The sequence below is a fragment of the Frigoribacterium sp. AC759 genome (assembly GCF_979256015.1).
Genome location: NZ_CEEDMT010000008.1, coordinates 67,607 through 84,558 on the forward strand (window position 1 = coordinate 67,607; position 16,952 = coordinate 84,558).

Genomic DNA, 16,952 nt, shown 5'->3' on the forward strand with positions numbered 1-16,952 from the left:
AAGGGCACTCATGGACCAGCCGGATCCGTTCGGATTCATCGGACTCACGTACGACGACGTCATGCTCCTGCCCGGGCGCACCGACGTGATCCCGAGCGAGGCCGACACCTCGTCGCGGTTGACGAAGCGCATCCGCGTGGCCGTCCCGCTGCTGTCGGCCGCCATGGACACCGTCACCGAGTCGCGCATGGCCATCGCCATGGCGCGCCAGGGCGGCATCGGCATCATCCACCGCAACCTCTCGATCGTCGACCAGGCGGCGCACGTCGACAAGGTCAAGCGCAGCGAGTCGGGCATGATCACCAACCCGGTGACGACCAGCCCCGATGCGACGGTGGCCGAGGTCGACGCCCTCTGCGGTCAGTTCCGCGTCTCCGGTCTGCCGGTCGTCGAGGCCGACGGCACGCTGGTCGGCATCATCACCAACCGAGACATGCGCTTCGTGTCGACGTTCGAGATGCAGACCACCCTCGTGCGCGACGTCATGACGTCGGCACCGCTCATCACGGCGCCCGAGGGCGTCGATCCCGACTCGGCCATCGCGATATTCGCCGAGCACAAGATCGAGAAGCTGCCGCTGGTCGACGCCGACGGCAGGCTGCGCGGTCTCATCACCGTCAAGGACTTCGACAAGAGCGAGAAGTACCCCGACGCCACCAAGGACGACGAGGGGCGGCTGCGGGTCGGCGCCGCGATCGGCTTCTTCGGCGACGCATGGGAGCGCGCCTGCGCACTCCGCGACGCCGGGGTCGACGTGCTCGTGGTCGACACGGCCAACGGCGAGAGCTCGGGCGAGCTCGACATGATCCGCCGCATCAAGGCCGATCCGTCGTTCGCCGCGATCGACGTGATCGGCGGCAACGTCGCGACGCGCTCGGGCGCCGAGGCCCTCATCGAGGCCGGCGCCGACGCCATCAAGGTCGGCGTGGGCCCGGGCTCGATCTGCACCACCCGGGTCGTCTCGGGTGTCGGAGTGCCCCAGGTCACCGCCGTCTACGAGGCGTCGCTCGCGGCGCGCGAGGTCGGCGTGCCGGTCATCGCCGACGGTGGGCTGCAGTACTCGGGCGACATCGCCAAGGCGCTGGTCGCCGGGGCCGACACCGTGATGCTCGGCTCGCTGCTGGCCGGCTGCGATGAGAGCCCGGGCGACCTGGTCTTCGTCGGCGGCAAGCAGTTCAAGAACTACCGGGGCATGGGCTCGCTGGGGGCCATGCAGACCCGCGGCAAGAACACGTCTTACTCGAAAGACCGGTACTTCCAGGCCGACGTCCCCTCCGACGACAAGCTCATCCCCGAGGGCGTCGAGGGCCAGGTGCCCTACCGCGGCGCGCTGGGCAACGTCGTCTACCAGCTGACCGGCGGCCTGCGCCAGTCGATGTTCTACGTCGGCGGTCGCACCGTCGCCGAGCTGAAGGCGAAGGGCAAGTTCGTCCGCATCACGGCGGCCGGTCTGAAGGAGAGCCACCCGCACGACCTGCAGATGGTCGTCGAGGCTCCCAACTACCGCCGCTAGTCCGCCGCCCCGCGCTGCGGCGCGGTGCGCTGCCCAGAACGGGCGAGTCCGGCGGAGCCGGTCGTGTTACCACGCCCGCCTCCGCCGGACTCGCCCGTTCGCCTGTCCGCGGGATGTGCACAGGGGACCCGCGAGGCGACCTGCACAGGAGCCGGCGACTCAGCTCCGTCCACAGGGCGACGGAGACCACCGGCCGACCGCCCGTGGGCCCGCCACCCTGGGGCGATGCTCCTCACCTCGCGTCACCCGGGTCTCATCCTCAGTCGCGACCTCACTGCTCTCGGGCTCGACGACGCCGAGCTCCGTCGAGCCTGCAGGCGTGGCGAACTCGTCGGCGTCCGCCGGGGAGCGTATGTGGAGTCCGCTCTGTGGCGGCGGCTCGGAGTCGACGAGCGATATCGGCTGACGGTCGTCGCCGCGGCGGCCGCGTGCCGGACCCGGGTCGTGGTCAGCCATCTCTCGGCCGCGGTGCTGCACGGCCTGCCGCTCGTGGGGGCGCCGCCGCCGGTGGTGCATGTGCTCGTGGCCCCGCCGGGAGGCAGTCGTCGTGAGCACGGCTTCGTCAAGCACGCCCGCTCCGACTACGACCTGCCGGGTCTGCCGCAGATCGATGGCGTGCTGGTGACACCCGTCGAGACGACCCTGGTCGACGTGTGCCTGACCGAGTCGTTCCTCCGAGCGGTCGTCATGACCGATCACGCGCTGCGCATCGGAGCGGTCACCCTCGAGCAGCTGGCTCAGGAATTCGCGTCGCGCGACACCGCACGAGGCGCGACCCGTGTCCGCGCCGTGCTGCAGTTCGCCTCCCCGCTCTCGGCGGGGCCCCTCGAATCGGTCAGCCGAGTCGGGTTCCGGCTGCTCGGGCTGCCCGACCCCGTGCTGCAGCATCCCCTGTTCGACACGACGGGTCGGAGAGTCGCCATCGTCGACAACTGGTGGCCGCACGCAGGAGCGGTCGGAGAATCCGACGGTCGCATCAAGTACACCGACCCGGCGGTGATGAACGGTCGCACCGTCGAGCAGGTCGTCATCGACGAGAAGCATCGTGAAGACGAGATCCGGTCCCTGCCCGAGGTGCAGGGGTTCGCCCGCTGGGGCTGGTCGACGGCTCTCGACACCCGCCGCCTCGGTGAGGTCTTGGCCCGGGCGGGCGTCTCACCCGAGTCGAAGGCGCGAAAGCGGGCGAGTTCGATCGAGACGGGCGCCTCCGGTGGCCCGTTTCCGCCGGACTCGCCCGCTGACGGGGGCCCAGCGGCGGGGGAGCGAACCGGGCGCGAGCGACCCGGGGGCACGAGCCGCGCCTCCGGTAGGGTGGCCCGGTGACTGAGGTAGAGATCGGCGTATCCAAGCGCGCCCGCCGTGCGTACGCATTCGACGACATCGCGATCGTCCCGAGCCGACGGACGCGAGACCCGCGCGACGTGTCGGTGAGCTGGTCGATCGACGCGTTCACGTTCGAGTCGCCCATCATCGCGGCGCCGATGGACTCGGTCGTCAGCCCCGCCACGGCCATCCGCATCGGTCAGCTCGGCGGCCTCGGCGTCCTCGACCTCGAGGGCGTCTGGACCCGCTACGACGACCCGGAGGCGGTGCTCGCCGAGATCCGCGGCCTGCCGGAGGCCGAGACGGTCGCCCGCATGCAGCAGATCTACGCCGAGCCGATCAAGCCCGAGCTGGTCACCGCCCGCCTCGCCGAGATCCGCGCCGCGGGGGTCACCGTGGCCGGCTCGCTGAGCCCGCAGCGCACCCAAGACCTGTACCAGACGGTCGTCGACGCCGGTGTCGACGTCTTCGTCATCCGTGGCACGACGGTGTCCGCCGAGCACGTGTCGAAGACGACCGAGCCGCTCAACCTCAAGAAGTTCATCTACGAGCTCGACGTCCCGGTGATCGTCGGCGGCGCCTCGACCTACACGTCGGCGCTGCACCTGATGCGCACCGGCGCCGCGGGCGTGCTCGTCGGGTTCGGGGGCGGCGCCGCGTCGACGACCCGCGCCTCCCTCGGCATCCACGCTCCGATGGCGACCGCCGTCGCCGACGTCGCCGGGGCGCGCCGCGACTACCTCGACGAGTCGGGCGGGCGCTACGTGCACGTCATCGCCGACGGCGGCCTCGGCACCTCGGGCGACATCGTCAAGGCCGTCGCCTGCGGCGCGGACGCCGTCATGCTCGGTGCCGCGCTGGCCCGGGCGACCGACGTGCCCGGCGGCGGGTACCACTGGGGCGCCGAGGCGCACCACCCCGAGCTGCCCCGGGGACGTCGTGTGCACGTCGGCCAGGTCGGCACGCTCGAGAAGATCCTCTACGGCCCCGCCGAGACGGTCGACGGCCAGGCGAACCTGATCGGCGCCCTGCGACGCTCGATGGCGACGACCGGCTACAGCGACCTCAAGGAGTTCCAGCGCAGCGAGGTCGTCGTCGCCCCTTACCAGCCTCACTAGCCGGTCGCCCGTCCCCAGCTGAGCGCCGCCTCATGGCGGGCTCGGCCGTGGGGGCGTTGGATGGACGGGTGGGCGCGACGAGCGTCCCCGTTCCGATCCAACGATGGAGGCTCGCATGGCCAGGTCCGCGTCCGTTTCGCTCTCGACGAAGCTCGGCCCCGACGAACGGGCGGCCGCCGTCGAGGTGATGAAGACCAGAGAGCTCGACATCCTCGTCATCGGCGGCGGCATCGTCGGCGCCGGCTCGGCCCTCGACGCCGTCACCCGGGGTCTGAGCGTCGGCATCGTCGAGGCCCGCGACTGGGGCTCGGGCACGTCGAGTCGTTCGTCGAAGCTCGTCCACGGCGGCATCCGCTATCTCGAGCAGTTGAACTTCCGGCTCGTGCGCGAGGCGCTCATCGAGCGGGGGCTGCTGCTGCAGCGCCTCGCGCCGCACCTGGTCAAGCCGGTGCGGTTCCTGTACCCGCTGAGCAAGCCGGTCTACGAGCGGTTCTACATCGGCGCCGGCATGGCGCTCTACGACATCTTCAGCTGGACGGGCGGGCGTCCGCCCGGGGTGCCGCACCACCGGCATCTCACCAAGACGCAGGTGATGCGGGCGATCCCGAGCCTGTCGAAAGACGCGGTCGTCGGCGGGCTCACGTACTACGACGCCCAGGTCGACGACGCGCGCTACGTCTCGTCGCTGGTCCGCACGGCGTCCGCCTACGGGGCTCATGCGGCCAGCCGCATCCGCGTCGAGGGGTTCGTCAAGGTGGGCGAGCGCGTGGTCGGCGTCAAGGCGCACGACTACCAGACGGGCGAGCACTTCGAGATCCGGGCGAAGCAGGTCGTCAACGCGACCGGCGTCTGGACGGACGACACGCAGGCCATGGTCGGCGAGCGGGGCCAGTTCAAGGTCCGGGCGTCGAAGGGCGTGCACCTCGTGGTGCCCCGCGACCGCATCCACTCCGACATGGGCATGATCTTCCGCACCGAGAAGAGCGTGCTGTTCGTCATCCCGTGGGGTCGCCACTGGCTGGTCGGCACCACCGACACCGACTGGGATCTCGACAAGGCGCACCCCGCGGCGACGGCGGCCGACATCGACTACATCCTCGAGCACGTCAACAAGGTGATGGCGGTGCCGCTCACCCGAGACGACGTCGAGGGCGTGTACGCCGGGCTGCGACCGCTGCTGGCCGGCGAGTCCGATCAGACGTCGAAGCTGTCGCGTGAGCACATCGTCGCCCACACCGTGCCGGGCCTCGTCGTCGTGGCCGGCGGCAAGTGGACGACCTACCGGGTCATGGCCGAAGACGCCATCGACGAGGCGGTCGCGGCCCTCGACGGCCGCATCCCGTCGAGCACCACGATGGAGATCCCGCTGATCGGCGCCGAGGGGTACCACGCGGCGTGGAACAAGCGCGGCAAGATCGCGAAGGCGTTCGGCGTCCACAAGGTGCGCATCGAGCACCTGCTGAACCGCTACGGCACCACGACGGACGAGATACTCGACCTCATCCGCGACGACCCGTCGCTGGCCGAGCCGCTGCCCGGCGCCGACGACTACATCCGCGCCGAGGTCGTCTACGCCGCCAGCCACGAGAGCGCCCTGCACCTCGAGGACGTCCTCGCGCGCCGCACCCGCATCTCGATCGAGGCGTGGGATCGCGGCGAGTCCGCGGCGCCCGTCGCGGCCAAGCTGATGGCGGGCGTGCTCGGCTGGAGCGACGACGAGGCCGAGGCCGAGGTCGCGAACTACCTCAAGCGGGTCGCGGCCGAGCGCGCCAGCCAGCTCGAACCCGACGACGAGTCGGCCGACCGGGTCCGCCTCGAGGCTCCCGACATCGCCTTCGGCTTCGAAGAGGACGACATGGTGGTGCCCGGTGCAGATCAGGGAGGCGCGCCCGAGCCCGGCGAGAGCGTCGTCGAGCCCGCCGGCACCCCCGGCGACGACACCTCCGCCGACCGCCCCGGCGGCAGCGCGGGCTGAGCCGCGGGGGTCGCGGGGCGACCGGCCTGCAGGAGGCGCGGTGACGGGACGACCGTCGCCGCGCCTCCTCGGCGTCCCGGGAACAAACCCCCCGGGCATGCCGTTGCACCCACCGTGAGCAGCCCGGCCTCGGCGTCGTCACCCGACGCTAGGCTGAGACGACTGCCCCCGAGTGCACTGGAGACGAACCATGGTTGACGTGCGTCGAGTCAAGCTCCCCGGCGTCGGGGTGCTGCACACCTTCATCACGGACGACGGCGGCAAGTGCGGCGTCATCACGCACCGCTCGGGTCACAGCGACCTCATCACGTTCAGCGACGAGGCCGACGCGGCCGACGTCACGAAGGTGTCGCTCCGTCTGAGTGAAGACGAAGCCCACACCCTCGCCGAGCTGCTGGGCGGCACGCGCATCACCGAGTCGCTCTCGGCGCTCGATCAGATCCCGGGTCTCAGCATCGACTGGTTCACGGTCGACTACGACGACCACATCGCCGGGCAGCCCCTCGGCGATCTCGGCGCCCGGGGCGTGGTCGGCCTCACGGTCGTCGCCGTCGTGCGCGGCGACGCCGCCAACCCGGCCCCGTCGGGCGACTTCAAGGTGTTCCCGGGCGACACGCTCGTGGTCGCGGGTTCCCCTGAGAAGGTCGCGAAGGCGTTCTCGTACTACCGCACGGGTGAACTCAAGCACCGGTCGCCGGTCGACGCTCCTCCCGGGGGCTGACGCCCGTGCACCTGGGTGAAGAGCTGATCGTCCTCGGCATCCTCCTGCTGCTCGCGTACGTCCTGGGCAGGGCCGGCAAGCTGATCGGCCTCCCGTCGATCCCGGTGTACATGCTGGTCGGTCTGCTGGCCAGCACGAACACGGGGTGGTTCCCGCTCAGCTTCGAGACCGACAGCATCGAGCTGATCGCGATCTTCGGGCTGATCCTGCTGCTGTTTAACCTCGGTCTCGAGTTCGACCAAGACGAGTTCTTCTCGAACGCGGGGCGGCTGATCGTCTCGGGCGGCAGCTACATCCTCGTCAACATGGGCGTCGGGCTCGTCTTCGGCTTCATGCTGGGCTGGGGCACCCGCGAGGCCCTGATCATCGCCGGAATGACGGCGACGTCGTCGAGCGCGATCGTCACGAAGCTGCTGATCGAGCTCAACCGGCTGGCGAACCGCGAGACGCCGATGATCCTCGGTGTGACGGTCGTCGAAGACATCTTCATCGCGATCTACCTCGCCGTGGTGTCGGTGGTGCTGAGCGGCGAGACGGACCCGCTGCCGGTGATCCTCAAGCTCGTCGTCGCCTTCGCGTTCCTGGTGATCATGTTCTCGATCGCGCGCTGGGGCGGCAAGGTCGTCTCGCGGCTGATGCGCACCAAAGACGACGAGCTCTTCACCGTGCTGTTCTTCGGTCTCGCCGTCCTGTTCGGCGGCCTCGGCGAGGTGCTGGGCGTCACCGACGCCATCGGCGCGTTCCTGATCGGTCTGATCGCCGGGGCGACCCGCTACCGCAACCGCATCGAGCAGTTCGCCCTGCCGATGCGCGACGTCTTCGGCGCCTTCTTCTTCTTGAACTTCGGGCTCGGGCTCGACCCCGCGCTCTTCCCGACGGTGCTCGGGCCCGTGGCGATCGCGATCGGCATCACCGTCGGCCTCAACATCCTCGCCGGGCAGTTCGTCGCGTGGCTCAACAAGCTCGGGCCGCAGGCCGGCATCAACACGGCGGCGATCCTGCAGAACCGCGGCGAGTTCGCGCTCATCCTGGCGACCCTCTCGATGGGGGCGGGCCTCGACGAACGCCTGCAGCCGTTCGCCGGCCTCTACGTCCTGGTCATGGCCGTCGTCGGTCCGCTCCTCGCGTCGAACTCGGAGCGCATCGGCGGAGTCCTGCTCCGCTCGCGCAAGCGCGCCGAGCGCGAGGAGATCGAGCGTCGGCGCCGCGAGAAGGCTGCCCGCGGCACCGACGAGATAGCCCTGATGGAGGCGGCGCTCGCCGATCCGGACGCCGCCGAGTCGGTCGATGGCGCACCCGAGACCGAGCCCGAGCGCGTGCGGCGCCTCGGCCCCGGGGTGACGACCGCCGAGGGTGCCACCGGGCGCCCCGGCGGCCCCGCCGGTCGCCCCGGCGGCACCGCGAACGGCGCCGCGGACGACGACGACGACCTCGACGACCTCGACGAGATGGACGCCGCCGAGGCCGCGCTCTGGGCTGAGCAGGCCGGCCAGCAGTCCGACCAGCGGGCGACCCGGCAGCGCGACCCCGAGTACTGAGCCGCCGCGCGCCCGCGCACCCAGCGGGGTCACCGGCGGCCGACGGTACGATGCCGTTCGTGAGCCGCACCGACGAACGTCCCCTGACGACCGGTCCCGACGGCTCGCCTCTGCCCGAGAGCATGTGGCAGGTGGCCCGTCGCGGTCGCTGGATCGCGATGCTCGCGCTGTCGCTGGTCATCTCCGGCATCTTCGCCTGGCTCGGCCACTGGCAGCTCGAGCGCAGCATCGAGAGCGGTCAGGTCGCGAACCCGGAGACCGAGACGGTCAAGGTGCTGTCCGACGTGACCGAGCCGCAGACCCCGTTCTACGACAGGGTCGGCGGTCAGATGGTCAGCGTGACCGGCGAATTCGCGCCCGACGACTTCCGCGTCGTCTCCGACCGCGTCAACGACGGCGATCTCGGCTACTGGCTGATCGGACGCTTCGTCGACGACGCGAACGGGGCCTCGACGGCGGTGGCGCTCGGCTGGTCGGCCGACGAGTCCGACGCGACCGAGGCCGAGGCCGACGTGCCCGTGGGCACCGAGCTGACGCTGACGGGTCGCTACTCGCCGAGCGAGGCTCCCTCCGACGGCGACTTCGAGAACGGCCGCGAGACGGTCGTCTCGGTCGCGAGCCTCGTCAACGAGTGGGGCGACTTCGACGGCTCCGTCTACGGCGGCTACGTCGTGGCGGCCGACAGCTGGGGCGAGCTCGAGCAGATCAGCTCGCCGGCACCGGACTCCGACGTGTCGCTGAACTGGCTCAACATCTTCTACGCCATCGAGTGGGTCGTGTTCGCCGGCTTCGCGATCTTCCTCTGGTTCCGTCTCGTACGCGATGCCTACGAGCGCGAGATCGACGAGGCCGAAGAGGCCCGCCTCGAGGCCGACGCGACCTCCTGACCCACCCGGCCCGCGCCTCCTCGGCGACTCTCGGGCCGGTCGCCCCCGAGTAGAATCGACGCCATGCCTCCCAAGCCCCGGCAACGCGACATCCCGAAGATCCCGGGTGCGGTCAAGTTCTACCGCGTCTCGGCGTACATCACCGGCGTGATGCTCCTGCTGCTCATCTTCGAGATGGTGTTCAAGTACACGCCCCTCCAGCTCGAGATGCAGCTCGGCGGCGAGGGCGGGTTCCTCGTGCCCGAGGGCTCCATCACGACCGGGTTCAACCTGTCGACGGCGATCCTCATCGCCCACGGCTGGCTCTACGTCGTCTACCTCTTCGCCGACTTCCGTCTCTGGAGCCTGATGCGGTGGCCGTTCTCGCGGTTCCTCATCATCGCGCTCGGCGGCGTCGTGCCCCTGCTCTCGTTCTTCGTCGAGAGCCACATGACCAAGCTGGCGTTGCGCGAGCACGCCGCTCTCGTCGCCGACAAGGCGGCCAGGCCCGATCAGACCACCCCGAAGCCCCAGGGAGCATCCGCGTGACAGAAGCCACCGAGACCGCCCAGAGCCCCGTGCTCGTCGTCGACTTCGGTGCGCAGTACGCGCAGCTGATCGCCCGACGCGTGCGCGAGGCCAACGTCTACTCCGAGATCGTGCCGCACACGATCACCGCCGCCGAGATCGCGGCGAAGAACCCCGTGGGCATCGTCCTGAGCGGTGGCCCGTCGAGCGTCTACGAAGAGGGCGCACCGGGTCTCGACCCCGCGATCCTCGACCTCGACGTGCCCGTGCTGGGCATCTGCTACGGCTTCCAGGCCATGGCGAAGGCGCTCGGCGGCGAGGTCTCGCAGACCGGTCAGCGCGAGTACGGCGCGACCGACGTCACGCTCGTGCCGGGCGAGAGCACGCTGCTCTCGGGTCAGCCGCTCGAGCAGACCACGTGGATGAGCCACGGCGACTCGGTCTCGAAGGCCCCCGAGGGCTTCGACGTGCTCGCCTCGAGCGCCTCGACCCCGGTCGCGGCGTTCTCCAGCGACGCCCGCAAGCTCTACGGCGTGCAGTGGCACCCCGAGGTCAAGCACTCGTCGTTCGGTCAGGCCGTGCTCGAGAACTTCCTGCACCGGGCCGCGGGCATCCCCGCCGACTGGAACAGCGGCAACGTCATCGCCGAGCAGGTCGAGCGCATCCGTGCGCAGGTCGGCACCTCGCGCGTCATCTGCGGGCTGTCGGGCGGGGTCGACTCGGCCGTGGCCGCGGCGATCGTGCACGAGGCCGTCAGCGACCAGCTGATCTGCGTGTTCGTCGACCACGGTCTGCTCCGTGCCGACGAGCGTCGTCAGGTCGAAGAGGACTACGTCGCCTCGACCGGCGTGCGTCTCGTCACGGTCGACGCCGAGCAGCAGTTCCTCGACGCGCTGGCCGGGGTCACCGACCCCGAGCAGAAGCGCAAGATCATCGGCCGCGAGTTCATCCGCAGCTTCGAGGGCGCGGCCGAGGCGCTCGTGCTCGAGGCGGCGGCCGAGGGCGAGTCCGACGTCAAGTTCCTCGTGCAGGGCACGCTCTACCCCGACGTGGTCGAGAGCGGTGGAGGCACGGGTACGGCCAACATCAAGAGTCACCACAACGTCGGCGGCCTCCCCGAAGACCTGCAGTTCGAGCTCGTCGAGCCGCTGCGCACGCTCTTCAAAGACGAGGTCCGCGCCATCGGCCGTGAGCTCGGTCTGCCCGAGGTCATCGTCGGGCGCCAGCCGTTCCCCGGGCCCGGTCTCGGCATCCGCATCGTGGGCGAGGTGACGCACGAGCGTCTCGAGCTGCTCCGCGCGGCCGACGCGATCGCCCGCGCCGAGCTGACCGCCGCCGGCCTGGACGACGAGATCTGGCAGTGCCCCGTGGTGCTGCTCGCCGACGTCCGCTCGGTGGGCGTGCAGGGCGACGGCCGCACCTACGGTCACCCGATCGTGCTGCGCCCCGTGTCGTCCGAAGACGCGATGACGGCCGACTGGACCCGCCTGCCGTACGACGTGCTGGCCCGCATCTCGAACCGCATCACGAACGAGGTCGACGGGGTGAACCGCGTCGTGCTCGACGTCACGTCGAAGCCGCCGGGCACCATCGAGTGGGAGTGACGCGCGACGTCGCTCTCGTGGTCTGACCGGTCGAGTCGACCGGCCCGGAGACGCCCCTCACGTTCGCGTGAGGGGCGTCTCCCGTGTCGCCCCCGTGGCGCGTCCCGTGCCGGGGCGGGCGTGCCGCTCTGCTCGAGTGGTCAGAAGATGCTCTTCGAGGGCCCCGGAAGGACATCTTCTGACCACTCGATCACGGGGGTGAGCGCCACACGCGAGCCCCGCGCGTACGCGCACGACGCACGCGAAAGCGGGGCCCGTTCCTCTCGGAACGAGCCCCGCCGTGGGTGCAGCCGTGTCGCCTAGTCGTTGCCCCGCAGGATCGCGAGCATGCGCAGGATCTCGACGTAGAGCCAGATCACGGTCATGACGATGCCGAAGGCGGCCGACCAGTCGTAGATGCGCGGGGCGCCGCGCTCGACGCCCGTCTTGATCTGGTCGAAGTCGAGCACCAGCGAGTACGCGGCCATCAGGATGACGACGATGCCGATGAGGAACCCGATCGGGATGCCGAAGATCTCGCCGCCGCGGAGACCCCACGGGTTGTTGTTCGCGCCGAAGGCCATGAGACCGAGGTTGAGCAGCGAGAAGAGGCCGTAGCTGACCATGCCGATCATGAAGATCTTGGTGGCGCGCTTCGACGCACGCACCTTGCCGCTCTTGAAGAGCAGCAGGGTGACGGTGAACACGGCGGCCGTGCCGAGCAGCGCCTGGGTGACGATGCCGTCGAACTGGTTCTCGAAGATCACCGAGATGCCACCGACGAAGAGACCCTGGGCGGCCGAGTAGGCGAGCACGAGACCGGCCGACGGCTTCTTCTTGAAGATGTTGACCAGCGCGAGCACGAAGCCGGCGATGGCGCCGACGATCGCGAGCGCCGGGACGAACCAGCCGACTGCGGCGCCGACGAGCACGACCGCGAAGGCGAGGAGCGTCTTCGTGATGGTGTCTTCGTAGGTCATGCGGTCGGTCTGCGACGGGCCGGCCGAGGGCTGCGTGTAGAGGTTCTGCAGCTGCTCGGCGGTCATGCCGTCGTACTCGACGGGGCGCTGGCCAGCAGCGGCGCCGGCCTGCTGCTGCCGGATCACGGCAGCGCCCTTCTCAGAGAAGGCCGGCGACTGACTGAAGCCGGGATTCGAGAATGCCATCAGGATCCTTGTCTTGGTGATCGTGTCGGCCGCCGAGGGACTCGTCGACCGTTGGTCAACCGTAACGGTTGGTTTGTCTCGGATGGCTGGGGATACGCCTGATGAGAGCCGTATTCGCGCCGAGCGAACATGCAGTTCGTGCACCGTTCATGCGGCGGCGGCCGGAAGCCGACCGGGACGTCGAGGGAGGCGCGCTACCGTGGCCGCGTGACTCCCGTCCCGCTCGTCATCGCCCACCGCGGAGCCAGCGGCTACCGCCCCGAGCACTCCGAGGCCGCGTACCGCCTGGCCGTCGAGCTCGGAGCCGATGCGATCGAGCCCGACATCGTGGCCAGTCGTGACGGAGTGCTCGTCCTCCGGCACGAGAACGAGATCTCGGGCACGACCGACGTCGCCGACCGCCCCGAGTTCGCGGATCGCCGCACGACGAAGCGCATCGAGGGCGCCGACGTCACGGGCTGGTTCACCGAGGATCTCACCTGGGCCGAGCTCTCGACCCTGACCGTGCGCGAGCGGCTGCCCGAGTTGCGTCCGCGCAGCGCCGAGCACGACGGGACGGGAGGCATGCTCCGCCTGTCCGATCTGCTGCGCCTCCTCGATGCCGCCGACCGGCCGGTCGGGCTGGTCGCCGAGATCAAGCACGCCGCCTACTTCGAGTCGATCGGGCTGCCGCTCGACGCTCTCGTGACCGATGAGCTGCGGGCGGCGGGCTGGGCGGGCGACGAGCGCCTCACGATCGAGAGCTTCGAGCGGACCGTGCTCGACCAGGTGCGGGCTCGCGGCGTCGGCGCGCGCTACGTCTACCTGCTCGAGAAGCGCGGGGCGGCGGCCGACCTCGTCGCGAGTCTCGGCTCGGCCGCGCCGACCTACGCCGAGCAGCTCGACGAGTCGTCGCTCGTGGGCCTCGCCGCCGACGGTCTGCACGGCATCAGCCTCGACAAGACGACCCTGATCGACGCCGACGGGACGACCGACCCGCGGGTCGTCGACCGGGCGCACGCCGCGGGGCTGCAGGTCTTCGCGTGGACGCTGCGGGCCGAGAACGCCTTCCTGTCGAAGGCGCACCGGGGCCCGGGCGGGCGCGCGGCGCAGGGGCACCACGCCGACGAGTTCCGTGCCCTGATGGCCCTCGGTCTCGACGGGGTCTTCGCCGACCAGCCCGAGCTCGCGATCGCCGTCCGCGACGCGCTCTGAGCGGCGGACCGAGGCCGGGGAGCCGAGGAGGCGCGGTGCCCGTCCACCTGCACCGCACCTCCTCGGCCCCACTGTCGGTGGCCCCGTTTAGACTGACCCGGACATGACGATCGTGCTCGACCCCTCAGACCCCACCGGTGCCGCCGGCGACCCCTTGACGGCCGGGCTCAACCCCCAGCAGAAAGAGGCGGTCGAGTACCGCGGGCAGTCGCTGCTGATCGTGGCCGGCGCGGGCTCGGGCAAGACGAGCGTGCTGACCCGCCGCATCGCCGGGCTGATCGCGTCGCGCGAGGCCTGGCCGAGTCAGATCCTCGCCATCACGTTCACCAACAAGGCCGCGGCCGAGATGCGCGAGCGCGTCGCCCACCTGGTCGGGCAGGCCGGCGAGGGCATGTGGATCTCGACGTTCCACTCGGCGTGCGTGCGCATCCTGCGGCGTGAGGCCGAGCAGTTCGGCTTCACGAAGTCGTTCACGATCTACGACTCGGCCGACTCGCGGGCCCTGCTCAAGCGCATCCTCAAGCAGCTCGACGCCGACACCCTCGGGTTCACCGTCAGCCAGGCGTCCGGCAAGATCTCGAAGCTGAAGAACGAGCTGACCGACGTCGAGACCTACGCGCGCCAGGTCAACGCGGGCGACCCGCAAGACGTCATGTTCCTCGAGATCTTCCGCCAGTACACCCGCGAGCTGCAGCGGGCGAACGCCTTCGACTTCGACGACCTCATCGCGCAGACGGTGTTCCTGTTCCGGGCGTTCCCGCATGTGGCGGCGACGTATCAGCGTCGGTTCCGGCACATCCTCGTCGACGAGTACCAAGACACGAACCACGCCCAGTACGCGCTGATCCGCGAGCTGACCAGGCCGGTCGATCCCGAGCTGGTCGACGAGCTCGAGCGCGGCGGGCAGTTCGTGCAGACGATGCGCGACGGCAGCGGTCGGATCCCCGGGGCGTCGTTGACGGTGGTCGGCGACAGCGACCAGTCGATCTACGCGTTCCGCGGCGCCGACATCCGCAACATCGTCGAGTTCGAGCGCGACTTCCCCAACTCGAAGGTCATCCTGCTCGAGCAGAACTACCGCTCGACCCAGAACATCCTCGACGCGGCGAACGCCGTCATCGCCAACAACTTCGACCGTCAGGCCAAGAGCCTGTTCACCACGGTGGGGGCGGGCGAGAAGATCGTCGGCTTCACCGGGTACACCGGTCACGACGAGGCGCAGTTCGTCGCCGACGAGATCGCGGCGTTGCACGAGGCGGGCACGGCCTACAAAGACGTCGCCGTGTTCTACCGCACCAACTCGCAGACGCGAGCGCTCGAAGAGATCTTCATCCGATCGGCCATCCCCTACCGGGTGCTCGGCGGCACGAAGTTCTACGAGCGTGCCGAGATCAAAGACGCGATGGCGTACCTCATCTCGGTCGCGAACCCAGCCGATCCGATGGCGCTGCGTCGCATCATGAACGTGCCCAAGCGCGGCATCGGCCCGGCGACCGAGACCGCATTGCAGCGGTGGGCCGACACGAACGCGGCCGAGGCGCCGACCCCGCTCCGCGACGCGATGCGCAACGCAGACCAGCTGGGGCTCGGCCCCAAGGTCACCGGGGCGATCCGCGGGCTGGCGACCCTGCTCGACGAGGTGCAGAAGACCGCCGCGACGGCCCCGGTGCACGAGATCCTCGCGGCGCTGATCGAGGGCAGCGGTCTGGTCGAGGTGCTGCGCGCCTCCCGCGACCCGCAAGACGAGGCCCGGGCCGAGAACATCGACGAGCTCGTGGCGGTCACGAAAGAGTTCCAGAAGAACAACCCCGACGGCACGCTGCTCGACTTCCTCACCGAGGTCACCCTCGTCGCGGCGGCCGACGACCTCGACGACACGAGCGGCACGGTGTCGCTGATGACACTGCACACCGCGAAGGGGCTCGAGTACGAGGCGGTGTTCCTCACCGGTGTCGAAGAGGACCTCCTGCCGCACCGCATGTCGGCGAGCGAGCCGGGCGGGCCGGCCGAAGAGCGGCGTCTGTTCTACGTGGGCATCACGCGGGCGCGGCAGAAGCTGTTCATCTCGCTGGCGATGACACGCGCGCAGTTCGGCGAGGTCAACGTGGCGATGCCGTCGCGCTATCTGCAAGAGATCCCCGCCGAGCTCATCGACTGGAAGCAGTCGCCCGGCATGGCGAACGGTCGCGGCGGCACGCAGCCGCGGGCGCTCAACGCACGACGCGAGGGTGCAGGCGGCGGGGGCGGTCTCGGGGGCACGCCCCGCGCCTCCGGCGGGTACGGCGGCGGCAGCTACGACCGGGCGACGGCGGCCTCGAAGACGAAGCCGAAGACCGAGTGGGCCAACCGGGTGACCGGCACGGTACGCGACAACGGCGATCTCGAGCTCGAGACGGGCGACCGCATCTCGCACATCGACTTCGGCGAGGGTCGCGTCATGGCGGTCACGGGGGTCGGCGCTCGCCGCATCGCCGAGGTGCTGTTCGACTCGGCCGGCCGCAAGAAGCTGCTGATCAAGGTCGCACCGATCACGAAGGTCTGATCACCGCCGAGTCCGCCGACCCTCGGGTCGAGGTCTGGGGCAGAGGGCCGGGCGGTCGGCGGACGACACGGATGCGGTGCTCGCCCAGCACGAGCACATCGCGACTGACGATCTTCACCGGCACTGCCGGGACCAGCGCCGACACGCTCTCGCCGCCCCGCTCGACGAGCGTGCCGTTGCCCGAGTCGAGGTCCTCCGCCCAGACCGACCCGTCGGGGCGGGCCATGACGCGGAGGTGGCGACGGGAGATCGATCGCGTCGGGTCGTCGATCGCGACCAGTTCGTCGCCGGTCGCCGTGTCGGTCGCCGGCTGAGAGGCGTGGTCGGTCTCCGGCTGGGTCGGGTGGCCCGTCGTCGGGTTCATCGCGGGCGCGGGGTGCGTCTGCGACTGCATCGTCGAGCCTGCCGAGGAGGTGCGGGTCGACCCCGTCGGCCGCCTCCCGATCACGATCGGTCGCCCTCCGATCTGCACCCGCGAGCCGTCGGGCAGCTCGAGGTCGAGGTGGCGGGGGCGGAGCAGCGTCGTGTCGAGGTCGTCGACGGGGTGAGGGGCGGTGGTGCTCGTCGCGGGCGCGGGCGCGGCCGCGGTGGCGGTGGCGGGTGCCGCTGCCGGCGCGGTGTAGGGGATCTGGGCGAGGCCCGGCATCGCCGTCGTCTCCGGCGGTAGGTAGGGCAATCGGACGACCCGCGAGAGCAGGCCCTGCTCGCGCAGTCGTGCCGCGCTCTCGGGGGTGAGGAGGTCGGGCGGCGCTACCGGGGATCTTCTGCTCTTCTTGTTCTTCCCTCGACCGGGTCGCACTCGAGACTCCTCTGTGGAAAACAAAACGGTCTACTTACCCTATGTGACATATTGGAGTCCGTCGCCCAGCCGGGGCGGCTCCGACC

Annotated in this window: 13 protein-coding genes; 11 read left to right on the plus strand and 2 right to left on the minus strand. The window is 70.2% G+C overall.

Features of this window, described 5'->3' with window-relative positions; translation table 11 throughout:
• Positions 1–10: 10 nt before the first annotated feature.
• The 9 genes from guaB (at position 11) to guaA (ending at position 11,186) form a co-directional block, all read left to right on the plus strand.
• Entirely contained in the window at positions 11–1,513 is a 1,503-nt protein-coding gene (gene guaB, locus ACZ6JE_RS08510; protein ID WP_243215249.1) for an IMP dehydrogenase, read from the plus strand.
• Positions 1,514–1,738: 225 nt separating this feature from the next.
• Positions 1,739–2,836 (plus strand): type IV toxin-antitoxin system AbiEi family antitoxin domain-containing protein, encoded by a 1,098-nt coding sequence (locus tag ACZ6JE_RS08515; protein ID WP_464318682.1) that lies wholly within the window; start codon positions 1,739–1,741, stop codon positions 2,834–2,836.
• Entirely contained in the window at positions 2,833–3,954 is a 1,122-nt protein-coding gene (locus tag ACZ6JE_RS08520) for a GuaB3 family IMP dehydrogenase-related protein (protein ID WP_192061067.1), read from the plus strand. The genes ACZ6JE_RS08515 and ACZ6JE_RS08520 overlap by 4 nt, the downstream gene beginning before the upstream one ends.
• Before the next feature lie 115 nt (positions 3,955–4,069).
• Positions 4,070–5,929 carry a glycerol-3-phosphate dehydrogenase/oxidase gene (locus tag ACZ6JE_RS08525; protein ID WP_243215251.1) on the plus strand — a complete coding sequence of 620 codons (1,860 nt, stop codon included), beginning with the start codon at positions 4,070–4,072 and terminating at the stop codon, positions 5,927–5,929.
• A gap of 190 nt (positions 5,930–6,119) precedes the next feature.
• The gene (locus ACZ6JE_RS08530; protein WP_192061069.1) at positions 6,120–6,650 is read left to right on the plus strand and encodes a cation:proton antiporter regulatory subunit; all 531 of its coding nucleotides are present in this window, start codon (positions 6,120–6,122) and stop codon (positions 6,648–6,650) included.
• Positions 6,651–6,655: 5 nt separating this feature from the next.
• The gene (locus ACZ6JE_RS08535) at positions 6,656–8,188 is read left to right on the plus strand and encodes a cation:proton antiporter (protein ID WP_464318683.1); all 1,533 of its coding nucleotides are present in this window, start codon (positions 6,656–6,658) and stop codon (positions 8,186–8,188) included.
• Between the two features lie 59 nt (positions 8,189–8,247).
• Entirely contained in the window at positions 8,248–9,075 is an 828-nt protein-coding gene (locus tag ACZ6JE_RS08540) for an SURF1 family protein (RefSeq protein WP_243214512.1), read from the plus strand.
• A 63-nt stretch (positions 9,076–9,138) separates the two neighbouring features.
• Positions 9,139–9,603 (plus strand): DUF3817 domain-containing protein, encoded by a 465-nt coding sequence (locus ACZ6JE_RS08545; RefSeq protein WP_192061072.1) that lies wholly within the window; start codon positions 9,139–9,141, stop codon positions 9,601–9,603.
• Entirely contained in the window at positions 9,600–11,186 is a 1,587-nt protein-coding gene (guaA, locus tag ACZ6JE_RS08550) for a glutamine-hydrolyzing GMP synthase (protein WP_464318684.1), read from the plus strand. The genes ACZ6JE_RS08545 and guaA overlap by 4 nt, the downstream gene beginning before the upstream one ends.
• Positions 11,187–11,485: 299 nt before the next feature.
• Here the strand turns inward: guaA and ACZ6JE_RS08555 are convergent, their stop codons facing one another.
• Positions 11,486–12,331 carry a Bax inhibitor-1/YccA family protein gene (locus ACZ6JE_RS08555; protein WP_464318685.1) on the minus strand — a complete coding sequence of 282 codons (846 nt, stop codon included), beginning with the start codon at positions 12,329–12,331 and terminating at the stop codon, positions 11,486–11,488.
• A 207-nt stretch (positions 12,332–12,538) separates the two neighbouring features.
• Between ACZ6JE_RS08555 and ACZ6JE_RS08560 the strand changes: the two genes are divergently transcribed.
• A complete protein-coding gene (locus tag ACZ6JE_RS08560; protein WP_464318686.1) occupies positions 12,539–13,525 on the plus strand; it encodes a glycerophosphodiester phosphodiesterase family protein in 987 nt (328 codons plus the stop codon).
• A gap of 103 nt (positions 13,526–13,628) precedes the next feature.
• Positions 13,629–16,067, plus strand: coding sequence for an ATP-dependent helicase (locus tag ACZ6JE_RS08565; protein WP_464318687.1), 2,439 nt, complete (start codon positions 13,629–13,631; stop codon positions 16,065–16,067).
• Here ACZ6JE_RS08565 and ACZ6JE_RS08570 read toward each other — a convergent pair.
• Complete coding sequence (locus ACZ6JE_RS08570; protein ID WP_464318688.1) at positions 16,054–16,866, minus strand: FHA domain-containing protein; 813 nt, start codon at positions 16,864–16,866, stop codon at positions 16,054–16,056. The genes ACZ6JE_RS08565 and ACZ6JE_RS08570 overlap by 14 nt on opposite strands.
• Positions 16,867–16,952 lie beyond the last annotated feature (86 nt).